Origin of the sequence: Streptomyces aurantiacus JA 4570, assembly GCF_000414115.1 — a bacterium.
Lineage (GTDB): Bacteria > Actinomycetota > Actinomycetes > Streptomycetales > Streptomycetaceae > Streptomyces > Streptomyces aurantiacus_A.
In genome coordinates, this window is record NZ_AOPZ01000067.1 from 96,000 (window position 1) to 118,856 (window position 22,857).

Annotated in this window: 17 protein-coding genes; 6 read left to right on the forward strand and 11 right to left on the reverse strand. The window is 72.4% G+C overall.

Annotated elements, in window-relative coordinates:
* Positions 1-133 precede the first annotated feature (133 nt).
* Together STRAU_RS08950 and STRAU_RS08955 are read left to right on the forward strand one after the other, a co-directional pair.
* The gene (locus tag STRAU_RS08950; protein WP_078621078.1) at positions 134-1,105 is read left to right on the forward strand and encodes a helix-turn-helix transcriptional regulator; all 972 of its coding nucleotides are present in this window, start codon (positions 134-136) and stop codon (positions 1,103-1,105) included.
* Positions 1,106-1,143: 38 nt separating this feature from the next.
* Positions 1,144-2,067 carry a dioxygenase family protein gene (locus STRAU_RS08955; RefSeq protein WP_016639949.1) on the forward strand — a complete coding sequence of 308 codons (924 nt, stop codon included), beginning with the start codon at positions 1,144-1,146 and terminating at the stop codon, positions 2,065-2,067.
* A gap of 121 nt (positions 2,068-2,188) precedes the next feature.
* On the opposite strand, the gene STRAU_RS08960 is transcribed toward STRAU_RS08955, so the two are convergent.
* On the reverse strand, positions 2,189-2,977 hold the full coding sequence (locus STRAU_RS08960) for an alpha/beta fold hydrolase (protein WP_016639950.1): 789 nt from the start codon (positions 2,975-2,977) through the stop codon (positions 2,189-2,191).
* A gap of 37 nt (positions 2,978-3,014) precedes the next feature.
* A complete protein-coding gene (locus STRAU_RS08965; RefSeq protein ID WP_016639952.1) occupies positions 3,015-4,016 on the reverse strand; it encodes an LLM class flavin-dependent oxidoreductase in 1,002 nt (333 codons plus the stop codon).
* Between the two features lie 273 nt (positions 4,017-4,289).
* Between STRAU_RS08965 and STRAU_RS08970 the strand changes: the two genes are divergently transcribed.
* Positions 4,290-5,195 carry a glycoside hydrolase family 16 protein gene (locus STRAU_RS08970; protein ID WP_016639951.1) on the forward strand — a complete coding sequence of 302 codons (906 nt, stop codon included), beginning with the start codon at positions 4,290-4,292 and terminating at the stop codon, positions 5,193-5,195.
* 90 nt (positions 5,196-5,285) lie between these two features.
* On the opposite strand, the gene STRAU_RS08975 is transcribed toward STRAU_RS08970, so the two are convergent.
* Positions 5,286-5,498, reverse strand: coding sequence for a hypothetical protein (locus STRAU_RS08975; RefSeq protein ID WP_037658276.1), 213 nt, complete (start codon positions 5,496-5,498; stop codon positions 5,286-5,288).
* Between the two features lie 397 nt (positions 5,499-5,895).
* Positions 5,896-6,306: a luciferase domain-containing protein gene (locus tag STRAU_RS39575; RefSeq protein ID WP_016639954.1), complete on the reverse strand. Its 411-nt coding sequence runs from the start codon at positions 6,304-6,306 to the stop codon at positions 5,896-5,898.
* 380 nt (positions 6,307-6,686) lie between these two features.
* On the opposite strand from STRAU_RS39575, the gene STRAU_RS08985 reads away from it, so the two are divergent.
* Complete coding sequence (locus tag STRAU_RS08985; RefSeq protein WP_037658278.1) at positions 6,687-8,159, forward strand: PepSY-associated TM helix domain-containing protein; 1,473 nt, start codon at positions 6,687-6,689, stop codon at positions 8,157-8,159.
* Between the two features lie 30 nt (positions 8,160-8,189).
* On the opposite strand, the gene STRAU_RS08990 is transcribed toward STRAU_RS08985, so the two are convergent.
* Both STRAU_RS08990 and STRAU_RS08995 read right to left on the reverse strand, forming a co-directional pair.
* On the reverse strand, positions 8,190-8,945 hold the full coding sequence (locus STRAU_RS08990; protein WP_016639956.1) for a chitinase: 756 nt from the start codon (positions 8,943-8,945) through the stop codon (positions 8,190-8,192).
* Positions 8,946-9,320: 375 nt separating this feature from the next.
* Entirely contained in the window at positions 9,321-10,088 is a 768-nt protein-coding gene (locus STRAU_RS08995) for a DUF5707 domain-containing protein (RefSeq protein ID WP_016639957.1), read from the reverse strand.
* Positions 10,089-10,452: 364 nt separating this feature from the next.
* Between STRAU_RS08995 and STRAU_RS09000 the strand changes: the two genes are divergently transcribed.
* Entirely contained in the window at positions 10,453-11,907 is a 1,455-nt protein-coding gene (locus STRAU_RS09000; RefSeq protein ID WP_016639958.1) for a hypothetical protein, read from the forward strand.
* Between the two features lie 36 nt (positions 11,908-11,943).
* Here STRAU_RS09000 and STRAU_RS09005 read toward each other — a convergent pair whose 3' ends face one another.
* Positions 11,944-12,186, reverse strand: coding sequence for a DUF5133 domain-containing protein (locus STRAU_RS09005; protein WP_037658280.1), 243 nt, complete (start codon positions 12,184-12,186; stop codon positions 11,944-11,946).
* Between the two features lie 296 nt (positions 12,187-12,482).
* On the opposite strand from STRAU_RS09005, the gene STRAU_RS09010 reads away from it, so the two are divergent.
* Complete coding sequence (locus STRAU_RS09010; RefSeq protein ID WP_052029015.1) at positions 12,483-13,349, forward strand: RNA polymerase sigma factor SigF; 867 nt, start codon at positions 12,483-12,485, stop codon at positions 13,347-13,349.
* A 238-nt stretch (positions 13,350-13,587) separates the two neighbouring features.
* Here the strand turns inward: STRAU_RS09010 and STRAU_RS09015 are convergent, their stop codons facing one another.
* From STRAU_RS09015 to STRAU_RS09030, 4 genes are all read right to left on the reverse strand, one after another.
* Entirely contained in the window at positions 13,588-13,968 is a 381-nt protein-coding gene (locus tag STRAU_RS09015; RefSeq protein ID WP_259299863.1) for an ANTAR domain-containing protein, read from the reverse strand.
* Positions 13,969-14,054: 86 nt separating this feature from the next.
* Entirely contained in the window at positions 14,055-14,495 is a 441-nt protein-coding gene (locus STRAU_RS38940; protein WP_016639961.1) for an ATP-binding protein, read from the reverse strand.
* A gap of 75 nt (positions 14,496-14,570) precedes the next feature.
* On the reverse strand, positions 14,571-18,710 hold the full coding sequence (locus tag STRAU_RS09025; protein WP_016639963.1) for a hypothetical protein: 4,140 nt from the start codon (positions 18,708-18,710) through the stop codon (positions 14,571-14,573).
* A gap of 3 nt (positions 18,711-18,713) precedes the next feature.
* Complete coding sequence (locus STRAU_RS09030; RefSeq protein ID WP_016639964.1) at positions 18,714-22,454, reverse strand: hypothetical protein; 3,741 nt, start codon at positions 22,452-22,454, stop codon at positions 18,714-18,716.
* Positions 22,455-22,857 lie beyond the last annotated feature (403 nt).

Consider the following 22,857-nt stretch of genomic DNA (forward strand, 5'->3'; position numbering starts at 1 on the left):
ACCCGTAGGTGCTCCCCTCCCCGCATGCCATCGTGGACCCGTCCAATGGTATGGACCTGACAAGCCGTCGATGTGCGGTCCCGGCCCGGCGGGCCGGGCCGGGGGCGGCGGTGTCGGGGAGGGGAGCGTACGCATGCGCGGGTCAACGGTGCTGCCCGGTACGAGTCCGGGGAACGGGAGCGACCCGGGTGCGGGAGGGCTGCCGGTCCACCGGCTCGAGGTGCCGATGCCCAACGCGCTGCCCTTCGCGATCGGCACCTTCGACACCATCGGCCCGATGTCCCGGGCCTCCTTCCCGCACCGGCACACGTTCCACGAGATCGTGTACGTCACCGGGGGCACCGGCAGCCATGTCGTCGACCTGACCAGCTTCACGCTGCGGCCGCCCCACCTGTGCTTCATCGCACCCGGACAGGTGCACTACTGGGACGGCGTCCGCGGCCTGGAAGGCCGCGTCGTGGTGTTCACCGACGACTTCCTGCTGGAGCGCCCCGCCGACCGCGCCCTGCTGCGCCGGCTCGGCCGCCGCTCCTGGCTGGAGCTGCCGGAGCGGGACGCGGACTGGGCGGCGCGGCTCGTCGCCGAGATGGACCACGAGTACCGGCTGGGCGCCGAGGGCTTCGGCGGCGTCCTGCGGGCGCTGCTGCACATCCTCGTGGTGCGTGCCGCGCGGCTGCCCGCTCCCGACCGGATCCACCAGCAACCCGCCCAGGCCCACGTCCCCACCCGCACCCCGCCGGTCGCGACCCGGTTCGTCGCCCTCGTGAACGCGCCGCACGCGCTGCCCTGGTCGGTGCGCGAGTGCGCCGGACACCTCGGCGTCTCGGTGAGCCACCTCAACGAGGCGGTGAAGGCCGCCATGGGCCGCACCCCCGGCGAACTCCTCCGTCAGGCCCGCGTCCACGAGGCCAAACGCCTGCTCGCCTGCACCGAGTTGACGGTACGCCAGGTCGCGGACCGGGTCGGGTTCGGCGACCCCGCGTACTTCTGCCGCTTCTTCCGCCGCGAGACCGGCGCCACGCCCGGCGACTTCCGCCGCGGCGATGGCGATATTCACCACGACCACCGCATTGCGTCCATCGCCCCGCCCGGACCCTCCGCATAGCTTCTTAGCCGATCCCCACCCCCCACCCAGGAGGAGCGATGGACGGCGAGACGCGCGCCAACGGCCACGGCATGAGCGAACAGCCTCCCGGCCCGCCGGCCGGTGAGCCCCTCGACCCCGGCGCACCCGCGGCCGACCCCGGCGCATCCGCACCGGCCGCGGAGCACAAGGGCCCGAGCCGCAAGACGGTGCTCCGCGCCGCCCTGGCCGCGGGCGTCGCCGTGCCGGTGGCGATGATGGGCGTACCGGCCCTGGCCCGCACCAGCGCGGGCAGCGGCAAGCCCCTGGAAGTCACCCCGTCCTGCGACGACGGCGACGACCCCACACCACCGCAGACGGAAGGCCCCTACTTCAAACCGAACTCCCCGCGACGCACCTCGCTCCTGGAACCCGGCACCCAGGGCACACGGCTCACCGTCACCGGCTATGTCTTCGGCCTGGCCTGCCTGCCGCTGTCCCAGGTGCTCCTCGACTTCTGGCAGGCCGACGCCCGCGGCGCCTACGACAACGTCGGCTTCCGGCTGCGCGGACACCAATTCACCGACGCCCGCGGCGCGTTCACCCTCACCACGGTCTTCCCGGGCCTCTACCCCGGCCGCACCCGTCACCTGCACGTCAAGCTGCAGGCGCCCGGACGCCCGGTCCTCACGACCCAGCTGTACTTCCCCGGCGAGCCCCGCAACAACACCGACCCGATCTTCGACGCCCGGCTGCTCATGAAGGTACGGGACGTCGGCAACACGAAGCAGGCCGAGTTCGACTTCGTCCTGAACGTGCCCCAGTCGCCCTCGCCCACCGACCCTCCGACCCAGCCCCCGGCCGGCACGTGGGCCGCGGGAGCCGACTACCGCGCCGGCGACCGCATCACCCACGACGGCCGCGGCTATGTCTGCCTCCAGGCCCACACGGCCCAGCGCGGCTGGGAGCCGCCGTCGGCGCCGTCGCTGTGGCGCGCCCTGTGAGGCGGCGTCACCCCTGGTAGGGGTGTGCGGACGCGGTGGCCCGGCAGGAGCGGGTCACCGCGTCCGTCGCCGCGCGGTCACCGCGTCCGTCGACGCGCGAGTCACCGTGGCCGTCGGCCCCTCACGGATCCACCTGTGCGCACAGGTCCAGGATCAGCCGCGCCACCGTCCCGGGCTCCCGGAGCGTGGGGAAGTGGTCGCACCCGGCGAGCCGCACGAGCCGGCAGCCCGGGACGCGGGCGGCCATCTCCTCGTTGCAGGCGATCACTTCGCGCTGGTCGAGGTCGCCGATGGCCAGGACGCACGGCACCGCGATCTCGCCGAGGCGGTCGAAGGTGGGCGGGTCCGCGACGTCCTGTCCGTACGTCGTGAACCACGCCGGGATCGCGGCCCGCAACTGCCGCGCGGCCTCGCCGTCGGGCGCGGGATCGGTCGCACCCCACAGGCGCAGCCCCAGCGCCACCAGGCCGTCCATGTCGCCCGCCTTGGCGAGCCGCTCGATCTCGGCGTTGACCTCGGGCGACTCCAGGCCGGTGGCGCCGGTGGCTCCGGGAGCGAAGAGGGCGAGACCGGCGACGCGCTCCGGCGCGGCCACGGCGAGGCTGAAGGCGGTGGCGCCGCCCATGCTGGACGCGGCGACGACGGCCCGGTCGATCCCGAAGTGGTCGAGGACCGCGAGCGCGTCGCGCAGTTGGGAGTAGCGCGTGGCGGGGCGGGGGGACCGCCCGAAGCCGCGGGCGTCGTAGCGGATGATCCGGCGCCGTCCCGAGACGGCGGGCACCACGTCGTCCCACACCCGGGAGTCGCCGACGCCGGGGTGCAGCAGCACCAGCGGCAGCCCCGGCCCTTCCGGGTCGCCCTCGTCGCGCGCCCACACCTCGCCGCCGTCGACCGGCACCATCGTCTCCATGGCGGCATCACTACCCGGCGCGGGACCGGAGAGAGGATCACTCGGATACGTTGTCCGAAACCACCTTGTTGTCCGAAAACGTCTCTCGTACGAGTGCGAAGGAGCGGACGCGGGCAGCGATGTCGTAGACGGGGGTGACGAGCATGAGTTCGTCGGCGCCTGTGGACTCGGCGACGCGGCTCAGCGCGGCCGCCACAGTCTCGCGCGTGCCGCGGGCCTGTTCGCCGACGAAGGCCGCGAGCGCCGCCTCTTCCTGCTCGGTGAAGCGGTGGGCCGCCGCGGCCGCGGGCGTCGGGAACGCCGTCTCGCCGTGGCCGTTGAGCAGACCCGCCTTGATGACGTCCATGGGCCGGGCCAGCTCGGTGGCCCGCTCCTCGGTGTCCGCGCACACCGTCTCCACGCACACCAGGACGCGCGGGGCCTCGCACCAGCGGGACGGCCGGAAGCCCTTCCGGTAACGCTCCAGCGCCGCGACGGTGTTGGCGGGGCGGATGTGGTGGGCGAACGCGATGGGCAGCCCCAGCTCGGCGGCCAGCTCGGCGCCCGCGTCGCTGGACGCGAGCAGCCAGGGCTCGGGGAGTTCGCCGAGGGCGACATCCAGGAGGAAGTCGAGGGTCGCGGCGACGTCGCGACGGTACTCGTCGTCGGTGGCCGGGTCGGCGCCGCGGCGCAGGGCGCGCGCCGTGGGTGCGTGGAAGGTGCCGGGGCCGCGGCCTATGCCGAGGTCGATACGGCCGGGGTGCAGGGCCGCGAGGGTGGCGAACTGTTCGGCGAGGGTGATCGGGGCGTGGTTCGGAGCGAGGACGCCGCCCGAGCCGAGCCTGATGCCGGGTGTGCTCGCGGCGGTGTGCGCGGTGAGGAGCACCGGCGGGAAGGCGCCGATGGCGGGGGAGTGGTGGTGCTCGGCGAACCACAGCCGGTGGTAGCCGAGGCGGTCCAACTCCCGGGCCGCGGCGTGGCAGTTGGCCAGCGCGTCGGCGGGAGTGGTGCCGGCTTCGACGATGGACACCTCTAGGGCGGAGAGCGGCAGATCGATCACCGGCCCAGGATAGGCGGGGCGCAGGCCGCCGCCCCGGGCGGCCTCACCCGGCGCAGCGCCCGCGCCCCCCATCCGCGCCCCGCCCCTGTCCACCCGCGCGCGGGCGGTCGAGGGCGCGCGTTCGCCGACGTTTTCCCGAGGCCGTTCCGCGGGTGCGCCGGTGCGCCCCACCGGGCCCGCCGAGGTATGGCCATTTCCCTTCCGCACGGCAAGGATGCCTAGCCCCCACAGCACCTCGCCGCACCACGGACGGACGGGAGGAAGCGCACCGCGATGGGCACACACGCAGCGCAGCGCAACCGCAGACCCACACTGTTCGCCGCCCTGGGCGCCACCCTGCTGGCCGCCCTGTTCGGCATCCCGCGCGCCGACGGAGCCCGGCACTCCGCCGACGCCTGCCGCACCGTCGGGCCCAGCATGCCGCGCGGCGACTGCGGCCCGTTCTGGCAGGTCCTCGCCGAGGACTTCGACGGCGACCGCGTCCCGCTGGGGTCGTTCAGCGACTGCGACCACCACACCGACACCTCCGCCGCGTACTGCGGCGGGCTCAGCGGCTCGTACCGCGACAACTGGTGGGCGTACCCGACCGGTTGGCGCGACACCGCGAACGACCGCGCTCGCGGCGTCGTCGGGGTCTACCACCCGGAGGACACGGTGAGCGTCGGCCCTGCGGAGAACGGCGACGGCCGTCTGCGCATCCGCATGTGGCGGCCCGACGACGGCGGGCCCGTGCACGCCGCGGCGGTCGTACCACGTGCCGTGATGCAGATGAAGTACGGCAAGTACAGCGCGCGCATCAAGGTCACCCGGCTCGCCCCCGGATACAAGTCGGCCTGGCTGCACTACGGCGGCGGCTGCGAGATGGACCATCCCGAGGGCGAGTGGACGGGCTCCCTCAGCGCCTTCCACCACCCGTGCGGCGGGGGCCGGCAGGGCTCGTTCCACGGGGGCGACGACTGGACCGAGTGGCACACCGTGTCGACGGAGTGGACCCCGGGCCGGGTCCGCTTCTTCGTCGACGGCCGCCAGGTCGGGCACGACACCCGGAACGTGCCGGACCGCCCCCTGTCCTGGGTGCTCCAGAACGAGAGCGCCCTGGAGGGTCCGACGGCTGAACCGGGGAGCAGCGCGCAGCTGGAGGTCACGTGGGTGACGGCGTACGCGTACGGCTGGAAGTGACCCCTCGGCGGGCGGCACATGCGGGGCGCCGCCCGGGCGGGGTCGCTCGGGCGGCGCGTGGCGGTGCGGGTGGGGGCGCTGCTCTTCCGGTCAGTCCCAGGCGTACCCGTCGCCGAAGTTCAGGGTGTGCTCCAGCACGTCCTCCATGGGGTCGTCGATCTGGCCGGTGTTGATGAGCCCGACGACCGGGGCGGTGTGGGAGCCGCTGTGGTGGGTCTCGTCGGCGTGTGCGACACCGCTCGACAGGGCGAACGGCGCGGCGAACACCGCTGCCACCAGCACCCCACGGGAGGTCTTCCGCATCCAACTGCTCTTCACTGCCTGCTCCTTGATCCTTCTCCCTGCCGGGTCGTCCACCGCCTCGCGGGGGCCGGACCGTCACCCGGGAACACGGCCGATCCGGCCGCTTCGGGGTGCTCAACACCGCGCCGATCAAGAAGTTACCGACGATCATACGAACGTGTCTGTCCGACAAGCGGCCCGGCTGCCGTGGCGCGGCGATGACGGCCGGATGGCGCGAAGTTGCTGCTCCGTCCGTGGCCCGGGGGAGGGCGTGACGGAGCCACGGCGCGAGGGTGGGGGCGGACGCGTGGAGCTCGGGGGATCGGCGAGGGGACCGGGCGCGCGGCCGGGGGTGCGCGGGCGCATGGGTGCGGGAGCGGAACCCCGTCGTGGGGGCCGCTCCGCGCGACGCGGTCGTTCAGTGGCCGTGCGGCATCAGCCGCCCGACCGCCTTCCAGGTGGCGAGGAGGCCGCGGCGTTCGACGGCCGGCGGGCCGGCCGGTGCGGGGATCTTCGGCGCGGGCTGGCGGAAGGCGACGGGTTCCCAGTCGCACGGCGGGGCGGGGCAATGGGCGAACGTGTCGCCCCGGCCCGCGCGGTCCGCCGCGGCGCGGTCGTCGTCGTGTGCCTTGAGGCCGACGCTGACGAGGGTGAGCAGGAGTGCGACATCGATGTCGCAGTCGAGGAGGACCGTGATCCAGGAGGCGCCGGGCCGAAGCCGGATCGCCGAGCTGTGCGCGAGCTGCGGGCGCAGCCGGTCCACGGCCGCGCGGGTCAGGCACACGTCGGCCGCGCCGTCGGAGTGGAAGTGGACCAGCTCGTACTCCATCGCTCCGGGCGCCGCCTCCGCGATTCCGAAGGAACGTCCGACAGCGCACCGTGGGGCGCCACTTACCAGGTTCGGCCACGACTCCAGCTCGGTCATGGCGCGTTGTGCCGCGGTCATGGGGCCCATCGTTGCGCGGATTTCACCCTGCCAACCACCCCTGTTCACGCGTCGCTTGGTGACGGACGCGTTTCTCGGCCACTCCATCTCAGATGAAGATCTAAGAGTCGGACGAAGATCTGCGAGATCCTGCCGCGACGGCGACGTGACGCAGGTTACAGAGCCCGCCGGGAACCCTTCCCACCGCCCTCCCGACCCTTGGACCGGCCAGGTCGCCCGCCGACCGGGCCCGCACCACCGTCCGGCACCCAGGAGAGCACGTCATGCCCGCCGCACCCACCGCACCCGTCCCCGTCGACGGGCAGCAGACCCCGCAGCCGGGGCCCCCTCCACGGCGCTCCGCATGGGGCTCGCTCCGGCCGCTCGTGCTGCGGATGCATTTCTACGCCGGCCTGCTCATCGCACCGTTCCTGCTGGTCGCCGCGGTGACCGGATTGCTGTACGCGGCTTCGTACTCGGCCGAGAAAGTGGTGTACGCCGACGAGCTGAAGGTTCCCGTCGGCGAGCGGGAGCTGCCCCTCGCCCGGCAGGTCGCCGCGGCCCGCGAGGCGCACCCGGAGGGCAAGGTGAGCGCGGTCCGTCCCTCGTCCGAGGACGGGGCGACCACGCGCGTCCTGCTCTCGGGAGTGCCCGGCGTGCACCCCGACCGCACCCTCGCCGTCTTCGTGAACCCGTACACCGGTGACGTACGCGGTGATCTGGAGCAGTACGGATCCAGTGGCGCGCTGCCGCTGCGGACCTGGGTCGCCGGGCTGCACCGGGATCTGCACCTGGGCGAGACGGGCCGCCTGTACAGCGAGCTCGCCGCGAGCTGGCTGTGGGTGATCGCCGGTGGCGGCCTCGTCCTGTGGTTCGGGCGGCGCCGGGCGCGGCGCAAGGTGCGGGGCGCGAGCGGCCGCCGCCGGACCCTGTCTCTGCACGGCACGGTCGGGGTGTGGACGGCCGCGGGGCTGTTCTTCCTGTCGGCGACGGGCCTCACCTGGTCCGCCTACGCGGGCCAGAGCATCGGCGACCTGCGCGAGGCGCTCGGCCAGACGACGCCGACGGTGTCGACGAGCCTGGCGGCCGCGGCGGAGTCCGGTACCCCGGCCGCCGGGGAGCACGCCGAACACGGCGGGGGCGCGGCCGGCGGCGGCGGGCGCGAGAGCGCGGCGGCGGACGTCGGCTTCGACACCGTGCTCGCGTCGGCTCGCGCCCGGGGGATCTCGGGGCCGGTGGAAGTGGTGCCGCCGGCCGACGCCTCGTCCGCGTACGTCGTCAAGGAGATCCAGCGCGGCTGGCCCGAGGGGCCGGACACCGCGGCCGTCGACCCGGCGACCGGCGAGGTCGTCGACGTACTCAAGTTCGAGGACTTTCCGGTGCTCGCCAAGCTGACGCGGTGGGGGATCGACGCGCACAGCGGCACCCTGTTCGGCCTGGCCAACCAGGTGGTGCTCGCGGGCATCGCGGTCGGTCTCATCCTGCTGATCGTGTGGGGCTACCGCATGTGGTGGCAGCGCGGGCGCGGCGCCGCGTTCGGGCGGCCGCTGCCGCGCGGCGCCTGGCAGCACGTGCCGGCGTACGTCCTGGTGCCGCTGATGGCGGCGGTCGCGGTGCTCGGCTACTTCGTGCCGCTGCTCGGGATTCCGCTGGTGGCGTTCCTCGCCGTGGACATCGTGCTCGGCGAGATCGCCCATCGGCGCGGCGAGCGCGCCTACGGGCCCGCGGACAGCGGTGCGGCCGACCACCCGCGGTGATCACCGCGGACGGTCGACCGGCCGCGGCGGTCAGCAGCTCAGGTTGCCGCCGGGGTCCACGCCGAGGACCTGGCTGAACTGCTTGTACTTGTCGATGCGGCTCTGCACCTGGCCCGGGTTGCCGCCGTTGCACTCCAGGCTGCCGTTGATGGCGCGGATGGTCTCGCCGAAGCCGGCGCCGTTGACCATGGCGTTGTGGGGCGTCATGGTGCCCGGGCCGTTCTGGGTGTTCCAGTACCAGAGGCCGGTCTTCCAGGCGACGGCCGCGTTGTTCTGCACCAGGTCGGGGTTGTGGAGCAGGTCGATGCCCAACGCGTCGCCCGCGGCCTTGTAGTTGAAGTTCCAGCTCAGCTGGATCGGGCCGCGGCCGTAGTACTTGTCGTGGCCCGCCGGGCAGCCGTAGGGCTGGGTCCGGTCGCAGTAGTGCGGATAGTTCGCCTGGTTCTGTTCCACGATGTGGACCAGGCCGCCGGTCTCGTGGCTCACGTTGGCGAGGAAGGCCGCGGCCTCTTGCTTGCGCACGGTGTCGCTGCCGGTGTTCGTGAATCCGGGGTACGCGTCCAGCGCCGCCGTGAGGCCGCTGTACGTGTAGAACGGATTCCGGTTCGGGAACATCTGGTTGAACTGGGACTCGCTGACGATGAACGCCGCGGCCGTCCTGGCTGTCGTCTCCGGCTTCTCCGGCAGGGACTTGGCGGTCTTGTCGGCCGACGCCGGGGAGGCGAACGTCAGTAGTGCGGCGGCGGACGCGGTGGCGGTCAGTAGTCCGAGTATGCGTGATCGCATGGCTCACTCCATGGGGGGACGCCGGAGACCGGCGGCGTGAAGGCGCGGTGGTGGGGGTCGGCCCGCGTGCCGGAGCGCGGGCCGTCGAGGGCCGGACGGTGGGTGTGGGCACACAGGTGCCCGCCGGCCAACGGGATTCCGCTTCGTTGGACTAGACCATACCGATGGCCGTGTTCGCGTCAAGATGTCGAACGGTGTTGCGTGGGGCGGGTGTTGGCGTGTGTGACACGCCGTGGACGGCTCCGCGTCCGACGCCGCGGGCGGGGTCGCGGGGCCCGACATGCCTTTCGGCAGGCGCGAAGGTGAGAACTCGCGCCTGCCGAAAGGGAGAAGAAAGGGAGGAGAACTACCGGAAGACCGGCTGACGTGGCTTGGTCAGCGCACGTCGACGTAGTCGCCGGCGGCCTTGACCGCGGACGTCGTCGAGTTCTCGGCGAAGCTCCAGCGGTAGGAGCCGTCGGTGCTCGCCTTGACCGTGGTCTTCAGGTTGCCCTTGTTGTCGGTCTTCACGGTCTTCACGGCCGTGTAGGTCGTGGTGCCCTTCTTCTTGAACTCCAGCTTCGCGGGCTGGTTGGTGTAGCCCGAGTACTTGCCGCTCTCCCAGTTGGCGCGGGTCAGGGCGCCGGTGACGGTGAGCGTCTTGCCCTTCTTGATCGGCTCCGGCGAGGCGTTCACCGTGAGCTTGGAGAGGCGCTGCACCTTGAAGGCGGCGGCCTTCTCCACGCGGATGCTGTCGATGTCCTTCGCCGTCACCATGGCGTCGACGTACCAGGCGCCGGCCGGGGTGTTGTCGAAGAAGTCGGTGTCCGGGTCGATGGTGAACTTCGCCGTGCACGTCGACGTCGTCGCGGACGTGGGCGACGCCACGCACTTCACGTTGCCGTTCGGCACGGCGTAGGCCGAGTCCGGGCCGTACAGCGTGACGTCGGCGCTGTCGATGCCCGAGTCGTCCGACGCGGTCACGGTGACGGTGAAGCTCTTCGCGGCGGTGGTGCCGAGCGCGATCGGCTTGCCGTCGTTCACGGTGACCTTGTCGATGGTGACCTCGCCGGGCGCGGCGGCGAGGGCGCCGGGTGCGGCGAAGCCCGTCGCGGCCACGGCCAGGGCCGAGCCGAGCACGGCGACGCGGATGCGGTGTCGCATGATCCCCCCACGGGATGATGCCGGGTCAGAAGTGCTGCCCGGCGTGAGATGTGAACGCGATGACTGTACGTTCTTCACGGCATCTCCATCATTGTGTTGATCACCACGTGTGTCGCGTACAACCTTTCCCGCCCTTGATGTGCTGGGTATCGAAGAGGAGTTCGACGGGCCGTCTGGGCTGGTCATGCCGCCGGTGTGGCCCGGTCCGCGAGCCCGGGCGTGCGCCGGGGGAGTGAGGGCCCCGGGCCCGACGCGACCCGCGCGCACCGCCTCCCCGGGAACGGCCTGCCGTACGCCCCTGGCCTTGGCCGTCCGGACCGAGGATGCTGCGTGCACAGAGACCGCAACCGGTTCGGGGGAACGCATGCGCAGTTCCGAGAACGGCCCGGGAACCACCCAGCCCCGCTGGGACATCGAGTTCGACGCGGACGGCGGCCGGACGGACGGCGAGCAGGACGATCGGCTCGCGGACGCCGCGCGCGAGGGGGGCGTCCGCCACCTCGTTTTCCTGGCCCACACCGCCCACAACGACGCGGACACGTCCACCGACGTGGACACCCGCTTCCGCGACCTGTTCACGGATGTGACCGCCGACGACGGCGTGGGCTTCGTGAGCGTGCGCTGGCCCGGCATGACCTTCGCGTCGGAGCCACGGATCACCGACGCCACGGAGGCCGCCCTCAACCGGGTGTTCCCGAACAGGGAACGCCTGATCGGGGACCTGCGCTCCCTCCTGGACGACCGGCCGCGCCGGTTCAGCGCCGTCGACGACGTGGGCATGAACCTGCGCCGCCTCGTCGAGGCGCCCCTCCACGCCCAAGTGAACGCCTACGCCACGGACATGGGCGACGAACTCCTGCCCCAGTCCGACCCGGCGATGCTGTTCGACAGCACCTCGCACGTCTGTGAGGGCTTCGCCCGCGCCCTGGAACAGGCCCGCGAGGAGGCCGAACGCGCCGAGCAGCGGCCCGAGCGGGTCGAGCAGCCGCGCACGGGCAGCGAGGCGCCCGTCGTGTCGAAGTCCGGCACGCTCACGGAGTCCGAGACGGCGGGCCCGCGCCCCGCCGACGCCCCCGCCGACTGGCTCGCCCGCCCGGAACCGCTCACCCCGAGCGCGCGCCCCTTCGGCGACGCCGAGTCGGAACGCGCGCTCGACCGGCAGTGGGACGGCGCCCACCAACTGCTGTGCCAGGCCGCGTCGTACGCGATCAGGCGGCGCGCCGGGCTGATCGGCGACGTCGGTCTCGCCCCCGCCATCGAGCGGCTCGCGGACGCGCTGCCGGACACCCGCATCCACCTCGTCGGGCACGGGGCTGGTGCCCGCCTGGTCGCGTTCGCCGCCCGGGGAGTCAAGAGCGGGGCGCGGCGGATCGCGTCCGTCACGCTGCTTCAGGGCGCCCTCTCGCACTTCGCGTTCGCCGCGCACCTGCCGCAGCAGATGCGCGGCGGCGGCGCCCTCGCCGGGGTGGCGGAGCGCGTCGCGGGGCCCGTCGTGTGCGCCTACTCGCACCACGACCTGGAACTCGGCCTGCTGTTCCCGCTCGCCTCCCGCATGATCGGCGAGTCACCGTCCCTGGTGGGCGCCGACCGGCTCTGGGGCGCCCTCGGCTACGACGGGGCGCAGGGCATCGAAGGCTGCCCCACGCTCACCCTCGCCGACGCCCTCACCGAGGGCGCGCTGCCGCGCACGGGATACGTCAGCGTCGACGTCGCCGAAACCGTCCGCGGCGGCTCACCGCCGCAGGGCGCCCACCACGACGTCTTCCACCGCGACCTCGCCCGGCTCGTCCTGGCGGCGGGCCGGATCAGGACGTCGTAGCCCCGGCCTTCCGACCCGCCGCGAGACCCGTCGCACCTACCGCGCGGACGCGGACGGGGCCGCCAGGGAGTCGTCCAGGGGCCGGGCGCCGGGCAATCGGTGGCGCGCGGCCACCAGGGCGGCGTCGATGTCGCGTGTGCCCGTGGCCACGCACAGGGTGTAGGAGACGTCCGCGAGGCGCCGCCGCGCGCTCTCGTCGCCCTCGCCGGCACGCAGTGCCGTCAACGCCTCGTACTGCTGGATCAGATCGGACAGCACGGCGGGGTGAGCCATCAGCATGGAGTCCTCCTCGGTGTCACAGGGGGCCACACGGACTGTGGCCGACGTCCCCCACGGGTTCAACGTGCGGGCACGGCACCTGGTGCCCCGACTCATGTCCGGCATGCGCGGCGAGCGACAAATCCGTGACCGTACGAGGAATTGGCGCGCCGCGGCCCCGGCCCGCCCCCGTGCGGGTCGTGTGCAATTCCGGATCTCCAGGTGTGACTCCGGAGCTGCAGGGCACACGCGTCTTGAGTCCCCGGTTCGTGACACGGGGTGTCGTCGAGTGAAAGGTGGATGGTGTGGCTGCCGCGATGGGTGCAGTGTCCAGGATCCAGTCGACGAAGGCGCGGGCCTGCGTGGAGGGTGAACTGCCGCTGATCGAAGCACCGTCGACCGTGGAGCCACACAACGCACGCGTACTCTCCCGCCAGTTCTTCGACCGGCTCGCCGAGCTCGAGGAAGGCACGCACGACCATCAGTACGTGCGCAACACGCTGATCGAGATGAACCTCTCACTGGTGCGCTACGCCGCCTCCCGCTACCGGGGCCGCGGCGCCGACGAGATGGAGGACATCGTCCAGGTCGGCACGATCGGCCTGATCAAGGCGATCGACCGGTTCGACCTCTCCCGTGAGGTGGAGTTCGCCACCTTCGCCGTCCCGTACATCGTCGGCGAGATCAAGCGCTTCTTCCGCGACACGAGCTGGGCCGTGCACGTGCCGCGCCGGCTCCAGGAGGCGCGCATCGAACTGGTCAAGGCGACCGAGGAGCTGGCGACCCGGCTCGACCGCGAGCCGACGACCGCCGAGCTGGCCGAGCTGATGTCGCTGACCGAGGAAGAGGTCATCGAGGCCCGCAAGGCATCCAACGGCTACACCTCCGCGTCCCTGAACTCCGCGCTGCTCATGGGCGGCAGTGACGACGGCGAGGCGGCTCTCGCCGACTTCATCGGTGAGGAGGACGCCGCGTTCGAACTCGTCGAGGACTTCAACAGCCTGGCGCCGCTCATCGAGGAACTCTCCGACCGCGACCGGGAGATCATCCACATGCGGTTCGTGGACGAGCTGACCCAGGCCGAGATCGGCGAGCGGCTCGGTGTCTCCCAGATGCAGGTGTCCCGCCTCCTGAAGCGCATCCTCGGCCGGCTGCGCACGGGGCTGGTTCCCGCCGGGGCCTGATCAGGCCCCGGAGCCGCCCGGGCCGGGCGCGCCGGGATCGCCTGGATAGTTCCGGCTGATCCGGGAAACCCGGCCCGTAGAGAGCTCCCGGCCGGGCTGCTCCCGGGAGAGTTCGGCAGTGAGCTCTTCTCCTCTGTCCCCGCGGTCGGACGCGGGGACAGAGGCATGCGAACAGAGGCATGCGAGAGAAGATCGTCAGGCTGCCTGCCGCCTGTCAGGCAGCCCTTCCTGCCGCTCGTCAGGCATCCTGCGCGTCCTGCGGCGGGTCGCACGGCTCCTGCCGGGCGAGGCTCGCCTGCAGGGCGCTGCGCACCTCCTCGGACAGCTCACCGTCACAGGTCCACTCGACCACCTGCTCGGCGATGACGCGGAGCTTGACGTTCGTGTGCTGGGAGACCTCCGTCAGCACGTCCCACGCCTGCTCGGGGCGGATGTTGGAGATCGCGGCGAGCGCGCCGATGGCCTGGTCGACGGCGGCATGGGAGCGCACCGCCTGCTTGAGGTGGCCCACTTCCTCGCGGAGGGCGGAGATCTCCTCCTCCTTGGCCGCGACCACGGGCGCGACGGCAGGGGAGTCCGGCGGCGTCCGCGGCTCGCGATGCGATTCCTGTGCGTCCACGTCCGATGCCTCCACGTCAGACTCACCCGCCCCGGACGGCCCTGCACGGGGCAGAACCCCGACCATCGTACGGCCGTTCGGCACACTCAACCACGAGGAAGCGGAGTCCCGTGCCGATGCCCGCACCAACGGTTCCGCGGCACGGTCGCCCGTACGCACTTGCCTCCCGGGCGCCACTCCACCTCCACGCCCCCGGTGAGGCCCCGCACCAGGTGCAGGCCGAAACCGCCCGGCCGCGCCGGATCGAGCGGCCGCGTGCGCGGCGGCCGGTCCCCGGCGTCGCCCACCGACACGGTGAGGCCGCGCGCGTGGTGGCTGAGCCGGAGGCCGGTCACCCCGCACCCGTGCCGCAGCGCGTTGGTGACCAGCTCCGACACCACGAGGAGGACCGCGTCCCGCTGCTTCTCGTCGTCGTAGCCGACGCAGGCCATGAAGTCCCGTGCCATCGCACGGGCCTGCGCCGCCGACGTCGGCCCGTCCCCCTTCCACTCCCGGCACACCCGCTGCTCCTCTGGGGAGTGCACCACGGCAACCTCCCGTCGCTCTGCGGCTCTCGGACACCGATCGCATGCCCCGAACCGCGGTGCGTACGCGGGTGCCTCCTACAGTTCGAAGTCGAGCCGGCCGAGCAGGCCGACGGTCAGGCCGAAGTAGTCCGCGTGGACCAGGCGCCGGGCCGCGGGCACCGCCTGGCCGTTCACGGTGACCGTGTCGGTGGCCGTGTCCGCGTCGGTGCGGTACAGCTCGTACTCCTGCACCAGCAGGCGGTACAGGGTCAGCACCTGCCCGGCCGGCGCCGTGATGCCGCCGCTCCAGACGAAGCCGCCGCCGTCGGCCGCGCAGGACAGTTCCACCGGCGCCCCGGCCTGCTTCCAGTCCATGTCGTCCTCGCCCAGGCTCGCCCGGGTCTGCAGGCTCACCACGACCCGGCGGCTCGCGGCGGCCGCCACCGTGCCCGTGCCGCTGATCTCGCCGAGTTCGTTGTACGTCGCCGGGCCGGTCAGGCGGATGCCGAGGCGGTCGCCCTCGCGCCGCCCGGTGAGCGTGCGCTCCGGGACGACCTGGGCGAACTCCGCGCGCTCCACCTTCGACAGGTGCAGCGGATCGACCGCGTACGGCTGGTAGCGGGCGAGCGCGAGCCGCAGATACGGGAAGTACGCCGCGGTCCCGGCCCCCGCGCCGAAGTCCACGTCGATGTCGGCGTACCAGAGCCGCCGCTCGTGGTGGTACTCCGGCGTGAAGGCCACCGCGTCGGCGAGGACCGGCGCGCTGTCCGGCGACTCGGCGAGGCGCAGCCCGGTCAGCCGCTTCGCCGCGTTCGGGAAGTGGGCTGCCGACGGCTTCGGCAGCGGCGGGGTGGCGGCCCACACGGGGTCCACGCCCCAGCGGGTGGCGTGGGTCTCCGGCACCGGCACGCCCGCCCCCGGGTCCAGGACGACGGCGAGCATCTCGTCGTCACCGGAGGAGAACCACGGCCGGTTCAGGTAGACCCGCAGCCCCGCCGCCGCGCGGCGCTGGGTGACGGTCGCCTGCCGGTGGTCGACGGTCCGCTCCCGGCGGAAGGTCGGGACGACGTACGCCACCACCGGCGGCTCCGGCCGGCGTGAACTGGGCACCGGCACCGGGGCGCTCGTGGGGCCGATCCGGACGACCTTGTCCCGGTCCTGCGTGATGCTCGGGTGGAAGTACTCGCGGAAGCGGGTGACGGCCGTCGGGGTGTAGCGGACGTTGCGGTGCCGGGTGTCGCCGAACTCGTGCGTGCGACGGACCGCCGTGTCGTCCTCGGTGTACGCCAGGGTGATGTCCTCCAGGTGCGTGTGACCGCTGACGCGGCTGGGCGCGGCCTGGGTGACGTCGTCCAGCCACTCGCTCCAGTGCGCGTCCACCTCGACGTGACCGCTGCTCTCGGAGTGGCTGCTCAGCCGGCCCGTCAGCCGGGCCGCCGTCTGCTCGGCGTCACGGCCGGCGGCGAGCTCGTCGAGCTCCGGCGGGTGCACGGGTTTCTCCACCGCGTGCACGAGGGTGAGCTCGACCCAGGGGGTGAGCATCCAGTTCTCGCCGTCGGCGCTGGCCCGGGTCACGAAAGCCTTGTCCCGCTCGGGCAGTTCGGCCCAGAACCGGGAGCCGGTGAGCACACCCCACTGGCGCAGCAGCGGCAGCTTCTCCGGGTCGAGGTAGCAGCTCAGCCTGACGGTGGCGATCTCGCCCTTGGGCAGGAACACCTCGAGGACCCGCTCGATCAGGCCGTCGCGGAAACGCGGCTCGTCCGTGCCCTCCCTGATGCGCAGCTTGAACGGCTTGGCCTGCGGCCACGGCCCGGGGAAGGGGATCTTGCGGTTCTCCCGGTCGCCGGGCAGGCCGCGCAGCATGACGCCCTCGGCCAGGACGTCCGGGAGGTACGGCAGGAGCAACTGGTCCGCGTTGTGCACCACGAACTCGCCCTGCGCCAGCGGGAAGCCGCGCCGGGGCAGGGGCAGCTCCGTGAGCGGCACCGGGTCGTGCACGTCGTGCTTGGCGATGTGGATGGTGCCCTCGCGCAGCAGATCGTGCTCCCGGAACGGCCACTCGGGGTCGCGCACCTTGGTGTCCAGGAACGACCCGGCCTCGCGGGACGCGACGGCGAAGTACTCGGCGCGCAGCCGCTCGGGCTTGTCCGCGCCGAACGCGGCGTCGAACACGCCGTGTTCCTCGGCCATCTGCATGGCCGTCTTCGGCGGTGCGAGATGCCGCTCCGCGATGGCCTTGTACCGCCGGTCCAGCTGGTCCACCGGTGACTCGGCCTCGTGGTCGGGCACGTCCGAGCGCCACAGGACGTACTCGTCGGTGGAGATCTCCCGGCCGTCGTCGGTCACCGTGCTGCGGATGACGAGGCGTTCGGTGGACTCGCCCTCGTTGAACGGCAGGAGCGGAACGACGACCGGCTGCGGAACCGGCTCCCAGCGGCCGTACGTGATCGCTTGCGACCGCACGGCGTCCGGTGTGCTGGCCGTGTGCTCCAGGCTGTTGCCCGCGAGGTCGACGACCCTGGCCCGCATGCGGTACGTCCGGCCGAAGCGCAGCGCGGGCAGGGAGCCGGGCTCCGCGGCGAACCTGGTCTGGAGCGGCACGTCCGGCGAGACCGGCGGGTCGGGCTCCTCCGGGGCATCGCCCAGGCCGATGGTCCGCCCCGGCCGGGGAGCCGCGAGGCTCCAGCCGTGCCAGCCGAACACGGCCTGGTGGCCGTACAGCTGCTGCTGGTCGGCCGCGTCCGTGGTCACGGTGCTGGCCCGCACCATGCCCTCGTCGGGGCTGACCTGGATCTCCACGGGCTGCCCGCCCGGCCTGCGGATCGTGTAGCGGCCCCGGCGGCGCAGCAGCGACCGCCACTGCGTCACCCGGCCGGTGGCCGGATCGACGACACCGATGTCCACGCGGTAGCCGCGCACGAGGTCCGCCGCGGTCAGGTCGACGTCCGTGGCCGAGACCGTGCGGCCGACGTCGGCGCCGATCCGCCCGGCCAGGTGCTTGTCGCGGTCGGTGTGCAGGAGGGTGATCCCGGCGCCGCGGGCGGCCGGGGTGCCGGTGCCCGTCACCAGTGCGGCGACCGAGCCCCGTCCCGCCGGTACGTCGCTGCCGCTCTGGGTGTCGATGGAGCGGGCGTAGTCGATGTGCTTGAGGGCCGCCCCGTCCACGTCGAGTTCGGTGAGGTGCCAGGACTCGGGGTCGCCGAGGTCGAGCACCCGGCCCGCGAGGTGGGTCCCGCCCGGTTCCGCGGCCGCCTCGAAGACGCTGCCCCGGGTGTACCGGATCTTCGTCCAGGGGCGCCTGGCCGGGGCGTTGAGCTCGGCGTCCCCGGTGACGCGGTCGTCGAACCGCACCCGGACCCTCGCCCCGTCGCTCACCCCGGCGGGCATCGTGAAGCTCAGGTCGAGCACGAGGCCGAAGCGGCGCTGCAGCTCCGGGTAGTCGCCGAGGAGGCCGCACGCCTCGTGGAAGTCCACCCGGTGCGCCGGTTCGTCGGCGAGCCCGGCTGGTTCCGCACCGCGTTCGTAGAACCGGGCCGCCTCCGCGAGCGGCAGCATCCGCCTGTTCTCCTCGGAGGTGTACACGTCGCTCGTGCGGTCCATGTAGCGGGGCGTGTGGCCGGGAGCCGCGGCTGCGTCGCCGTGCGGTTCGAGTGCGCGCTCCACCTCCGCGAATCCGCACTGTACGTTGCTGCCGAGCGCCAGCACCTCGGACGAGATGATGTCGGTCATGCGGTACAGCGAGGGGAGTTCCCAGCCCCGGTGGTCCGTGGGCGGCTCCTCGCAGAGCATCCGCTCCTCGCGCGCCCACTCCGTGTTCAGCCTGCTCCGGGTGGTGTACACCGCGACCGCCTCGTACACCCCCGTCACCTCGTCGTGCACCAGTTTGCCCGGGTACGACCGCAGGGTGCGGGGTCCCGCCGCGGCGAGCGCGGTCGGGTCCTCGGGCCGCCGGACGTAGGTGTCGCGTGTGAACAGGGCGGTCCAGAGCGCGGAGTCGTGGGCGGGATGGCGGCCGGTCGGCTGCCACTGTGTGACGTACGTGTCCGGCGGGTTGTCGAACTCCAGCCACAGGGCGGGCAGCAGCTTGGTGGTGAGCTTGTCCGGCCAGTCCACGAAGTAGGCGGAGCCGCCGAGGGTGTCGATGCCGGTCAGGGTGGGGCTGGCGAGGACGGACACACGCACGGTGTCGCCGTCGACGACGCCGTCGGGGAGCACCGTCCATCGGATGCTGTCCATGGATCAGCCCACCTCCGCGAAGGCCGTGCAGTAGTCGAAGACGGGGTCGACGCGGGCGCCGGTCACGGGATCGACGTACGGCGACATGAGGTCGGTGAACGACGGCGGGGTGATCGCCGGGGCGCCCGCGCCCGCGAACGCCAGGGTCGCGCCGCCGCCGGCGAACTTCTTCTCGCAGCGGATCGTCACCGACTTCGAGAAGAAGCCGATCTCGATGCTGATGGTGAGCCTGGCCCGGCCGACCGCGTACCCGTCGACGTAACCCAGCTCCAGATAGAGCTCGATGGACGCCGAGACGATGCCGAGGACGTCGACCTCGCCGCGTGCCCGCAGATAGCCGACGAGGGTGACCTTGTTCCGCGAGGAGCCGGGGCCGCCGGTCAGTTCGAGCCGGAAGTAGATGCCGGCCATCACGGACAGACTGCCGCTGGCCACACCGAAGTTCATGGACACGGCGGCCCCGAACTCCAGGGCGGCGTCCAGGACGGAGATCTCCTTCGGGCTCAGGACGATCCCGAAGTAGCCGCCACCGCCCAGCATCGACACGGTCAGCCGGAACGGTGCCTCGCGCCGGCAGAAGGCGAAACCGGCCTGCAGCGGGGTGTCGCCGATGAACGGCACCGAGAACCCGGCGTTCAGCGAGAGGTTCTCCAGGCTGAACACGCCGACGGCCGCGTTGGGCAGCTGCATGGAGTAGTTGGCGTGGATGCCCGAGCCGTCGACGGTGATGGCGGGCGGGTCGCTGAAGCCGTCGAGCGGGATGATGTTGCGCAGGGTCTGGATGAACTTCAGGTGCCCCACGAAGTCGACCCCGCCGAACTTCACCTCGACGTCGGGTTTCTGTCCGGCGCGCATGCGGAACCGGATCCGGTCGAAGCGCAGCACGACCGCCTCGAAGACGCCGGGCACCATGCGCAGCTCGAACTTGTCCAGCGTGCACGTGACGTCCGCGGCCTGGGGCACGTCCGGGCGCAGCGAGCCGCGCAGGTCGGTGACCAGCGTCAGCTTGCCGATCGGCCAGAACACGGCCTCTTCTGGAGTTCCTGGTTCCGGGTTGTTCGGCGCCCAGGGCTTGATGTCGGGCTGCCACTGCAGCCGGGAGTTGACGACGTCGGGCAACTTCGCGCCGAGCGCGGCCTGTTCGACCGCCGCCTTCAGGGCGAGCGCTTCACCGACGCCGTGCTCCCAGGTGGCGGCCTGCTCGGCGACGCGTGAGAGCACCTGCCGTACGCCGTCGTCCACGGCGGCCGGCAGCGCGAGGCGCAGTGCGGCGAGCGCGTCGGAGAACGCGGTGAAGGCGTTCTCCACGTCCCTGATGGGGACGGGGTTCGGGGACTGCTCCAGGCGGCTGGTGATGAACTTGGCGAGCAGGTCCGCGAAGACGGTGGCGGTGTCGGTGACGCGAGTGACTTTGCCAGCGAGCTGCGGGAATTGCTCCTTGACCGAGAAGAGCAGGTCGCGCAGGCCGCGGAGGTCGTTGAGGAAGCCCGTGACCGCGTTGACCGTCGCCGTGAGGAAGTTCGGCGCCTTGAGGTTGTCGAGACCGATCTCCCTGAGGATCTCGTCGAGCGGGAACATCCCGAACAGCTTCGCCCCCGTCACCTGCTTGAAGTAGGCGACGGGGTCGAACTTGCCCTGGGCGAGCTTGGCCCACTTGTCGACGGCCGGGTCACCCGTGCCGGCTCCTCGTGCGGCGATCAGGGCGGTGGGCGTCGCGGCGACCGGCCCGGTGAGCCGGGAGAGCCCGGCGACCGGGAAGTTGGGCTGGGCGAGCGCTCCGGCCGCCTGGCCGCCGCTGCGGAAGGTCAGGTCGACGGGCTGGGCCAGTTCGACGAACACCTGCCCCTTGTTGGCCTCCCCGAACGCGTCGTTCACGTACGGCGCGGGATAGAACACCGACTGCGTCTGATCGCCGCCGAAGCCGGTGCCGAACCGGCTCAGCGCCGGGACGACGGCCCGCGCCCAGCGCACCGTCGGCAGGAACCGCGGGTGGTCGTCGGAGTCCAGGGCCAGGATGGCCGGTGTGGTGACGGCACCCCAGAAGAGCTGTCCCGTGCACAGCGTGGTGTCGTCGGGCTTCAGGCTCGGCGCATAGGCGAGGGACTGGCCGCGCAGGTCGGCCGCGACCCGCTTGACGCTCGGGTTCTCCGGGTCCGGGGGCTCGGGCCTCGCGTCGGAGATCAGCCCCTGGTAGTGCTTGATGATCTCGACCACGTCGGCCTCGATCTCGTGCACCCGCTTGCCCACGAAAGCCATGGGCGTACGGAACTCCAGCACGCGCCCGTCGAGGTCGACCATGCTGACCTGGAACGCGAACGGGTCTTCCGCCGCGGTCACGGGAAAGAAGGCGAACTTGTGGTTCGGGGCGCCGCCGATGGTGGTGAGCCCCGGGATCGCCTGCGGTTCGAGCAGGTCCGGAGTGACCAGCGTGAGCAGCCGGACGCTGCGGAACGGGAACAGCCGGCGCAGCCGCTTCTGGTCGGGAATGTCGTCCGCCGAGCCGTAGCGCCGCACGGGCTCGCGGACCATCACGAAGAACCGCTGGTTGAGATAGGCCGCGTTGTCCGGCCGCTGGGGGTCGAGCTTCCGCTCGGTGACCTTGACGAGGTCGGCGAGGTGCCCGAAGGGGAAGAGCCGCCCCCGGTACATGACGCGTACGTAGTGGTCGCGGCCCATGGAGGCGCGGTGCCGCCACTGGGTGACGTCGAAGCCGACGGGCGGCTTCTCCCAGGTGCCCAGCGAGTCGAGCCATCCGCCGAGGGACGACAGGACGAGGTTGTCGACCTTCAGCGGCGCGGGCGTGAAGCCGCCGGGGAGGTTGGTGTTGGAGCTGAGATGCACCACGGAGGACCGGTCACCGGGGTTCAGGGCCATGGTGAAGGGGTCCCCGACCGGATCCAGCGGGCGGGGCACGGCCGGGTCGAAGCCGGGGTCGCGGGTCCATACGGCACGGGCGCCGCCCGCCGGCATCCGGGTGTGCCAGAGCTCGATCCGCCCGCCCGGGTCGGGGAGTCCGGTGGTGTGCGTCCAGGTGGCCGTCTGCGGAGGGGAGAGGAGCAGGCGGTACGGGAGTTCGATGCCGGTGCGGGGGTGGCCGGGGTCGGCTAGGGGGTTCTCGGGGCCGGGGCCCGCGGTGGCGGACGTGTCTGGTGTGTCGGGCGTGCCCGCCGCGGTGGGTGTGGCGGGTGCGGTGAACAGGCCCGCGGCGACGGGGCCGTCCGGCCCGTGGCGCGCGGTGAGTTCCGCGACCGTGCGGGCCTGGCGCAACGCGGCGAAGACATCGGCGGGCTCGTCGGCCATCGCCAGCCGGAGCCCTGCCGCCATGGCTGGTTCGCGGGCGGCGTCCACGACGCGGAGGGGAAGCGTCCGCATGGCTCCGAGCAGTCCGGACTCGGTGTACGGGATGACGTCGTCGGCGCCCACGGCGAAGACGAGCACGCTGCGGCCGCCGATGCGGGAGGCGACCGGGGGCGGCTTGTGGGGCTCGCTGTCGTCGGCGGCCCCTGCCGCTGCTGTCGTCGTGTCCGGGATGCCGGGACTCACTTCGAAGAAGGCCCGTTCGGCGACGTGCTGCGGGCCGAACGTGACGACGAGGTAGGCGGGTTGGGCGGGGTCCTTGCGGAGGAGCCGCCTGGGGCCGAGAAGGGGGCGGTCCAGGCGGAGCCCCTGGAAGAGGAAGTGCAGGTCGAGCAGGTCGGTGGCGCGCAGGAGCCGGAGCGGCTGGGGTGGTGGTGGCACGGACATGCGATTCCCCCGTGAGGCGTTGGACGTGGGACCTCGGGTGGGCGGGCCCCACTTGAACCGTGTGTCGGGCTGGAAGCGTGCGGCTGAGGCGGCCCGAGACTGGCGGGCCCGAGGCGTGTCGTGGCCGCGACGCGTCTCTCGCGGCGACGGCGAAGGCGAAGGCGGGAATGTCGATGAATCGCTGAGTGGCGAGGCGACAAGCCACGCGGGCGGTGGGGGGTGACGGGCCGGGTGACACCGGGCGCTCAGCGACGCTGAGCGCTGGGCACCGGCGCGGAAGTGAGGTGGGGCGAGCCCTGTGAGCGGGGACCGACCCCCTGACGGGTGGTCCCCTGGGTTCCCTGTGTCTGCAACACGCTTTCTACAGCACGCGCGGGGCTGTCGTCTCCGCCGGTTTCGGCCG

Coding starts and splice junctions, on each gene's coding strand:
- STRAU_RS08950 (WP_078621078.1), top strand. CDS start 134: ATGCGCGGGTCAACGGTGCTGCCCGGTACGAGTCCGGGGAACGGGAGC.
- STRAU_RS08955 (WP_016639949.1), top strand. CDS start 1,144: ATGGACGGCGAGACGCGCGCCAACGGCCACGGCATGAGCGAACAGCCT.
- STRAU_RS08960 (WP_016639950.1), bottom strand. CDS start 2,977: ATGGAGACGATGGTGCCGGTCGACGGCGGCGAGGTGTGGGCGCGCGAC.
- STRAU_RS08970 (WP_016639951.1), top strand. CDS start 4,290: ATGGGCACACACGCAGCGCAGCGCAACCGCAGACCCACACTGTTCGCC.
- STRAU_RS08975 (WP_037658276.1), bottom strand. CDS start 5,498: ATGCGGAAGACCTCCCGTGGGGTGCTGGTGGCAGCGGTGTTCGCCGCG.
- STRAU_RS39575 (WP_016639954.1), bottom strand. CDS start 6,306: ATGGAGTACGAGCTGGTCCACTTCCACTCCGACGGCGCGGCCGACGTG.
- STRAU_RS08985 (WP_037658278.1), top strand. CDS start 6,687: ATGCCCGCCGCACCCACCGCACCCGTCCCCGTCGACGGGCAGCAGACC.
- STRAU_RS08990 (WP_016639956.1), bottom strand. CDS start 8,945: ATGCGATCACGCATACTCGGACTACTGACCGCCACCGCGTCCGCCGCC.
- STRAU_RS08995 (WP_016639957.1), bottom strand. CDS start 10,088: ATGCGACACCGCATCCGCGTCGCCGTGCTCGGCTCGGCCCTGGCCGTG.
- STRAU_RS09000 (WP_016639958.1), top strand. CDS start 10,453: ATGCGCAGTTCCGAGAACGGCCCGGGAACCACCCAGCCCCGCTGGGAC.
- STRAU_RS09005 (WP_037658280.1), bottom strand. CDS start 12,186: ATGCTGATGGCTCACCCCGCCGTGCTGTCCGATCTGATCCAGCAGTAC.
- STRAU_RS09010 (WP_052029015.1), top strand. CDS start 12,483: ATGGGTGCAGTGTCCAGGATCCAGTCGACGAAGGCGCGGGCCTGCGTG.
- STRAU_RS09025 (WP_016639963.1), bottom strand. CDS start 18,710: ATGGACAGCATCCGATGGACGGTGCTCCCCGACGGCGTCGTCGACGGC.
- STRAU_RS09030 (WP_016639964.1), bottom strand. CDS start 22,454: ATGTCCGTGCCACCACCACCCCAGCCGCTCCGGCTCCTGCGCGCCACC.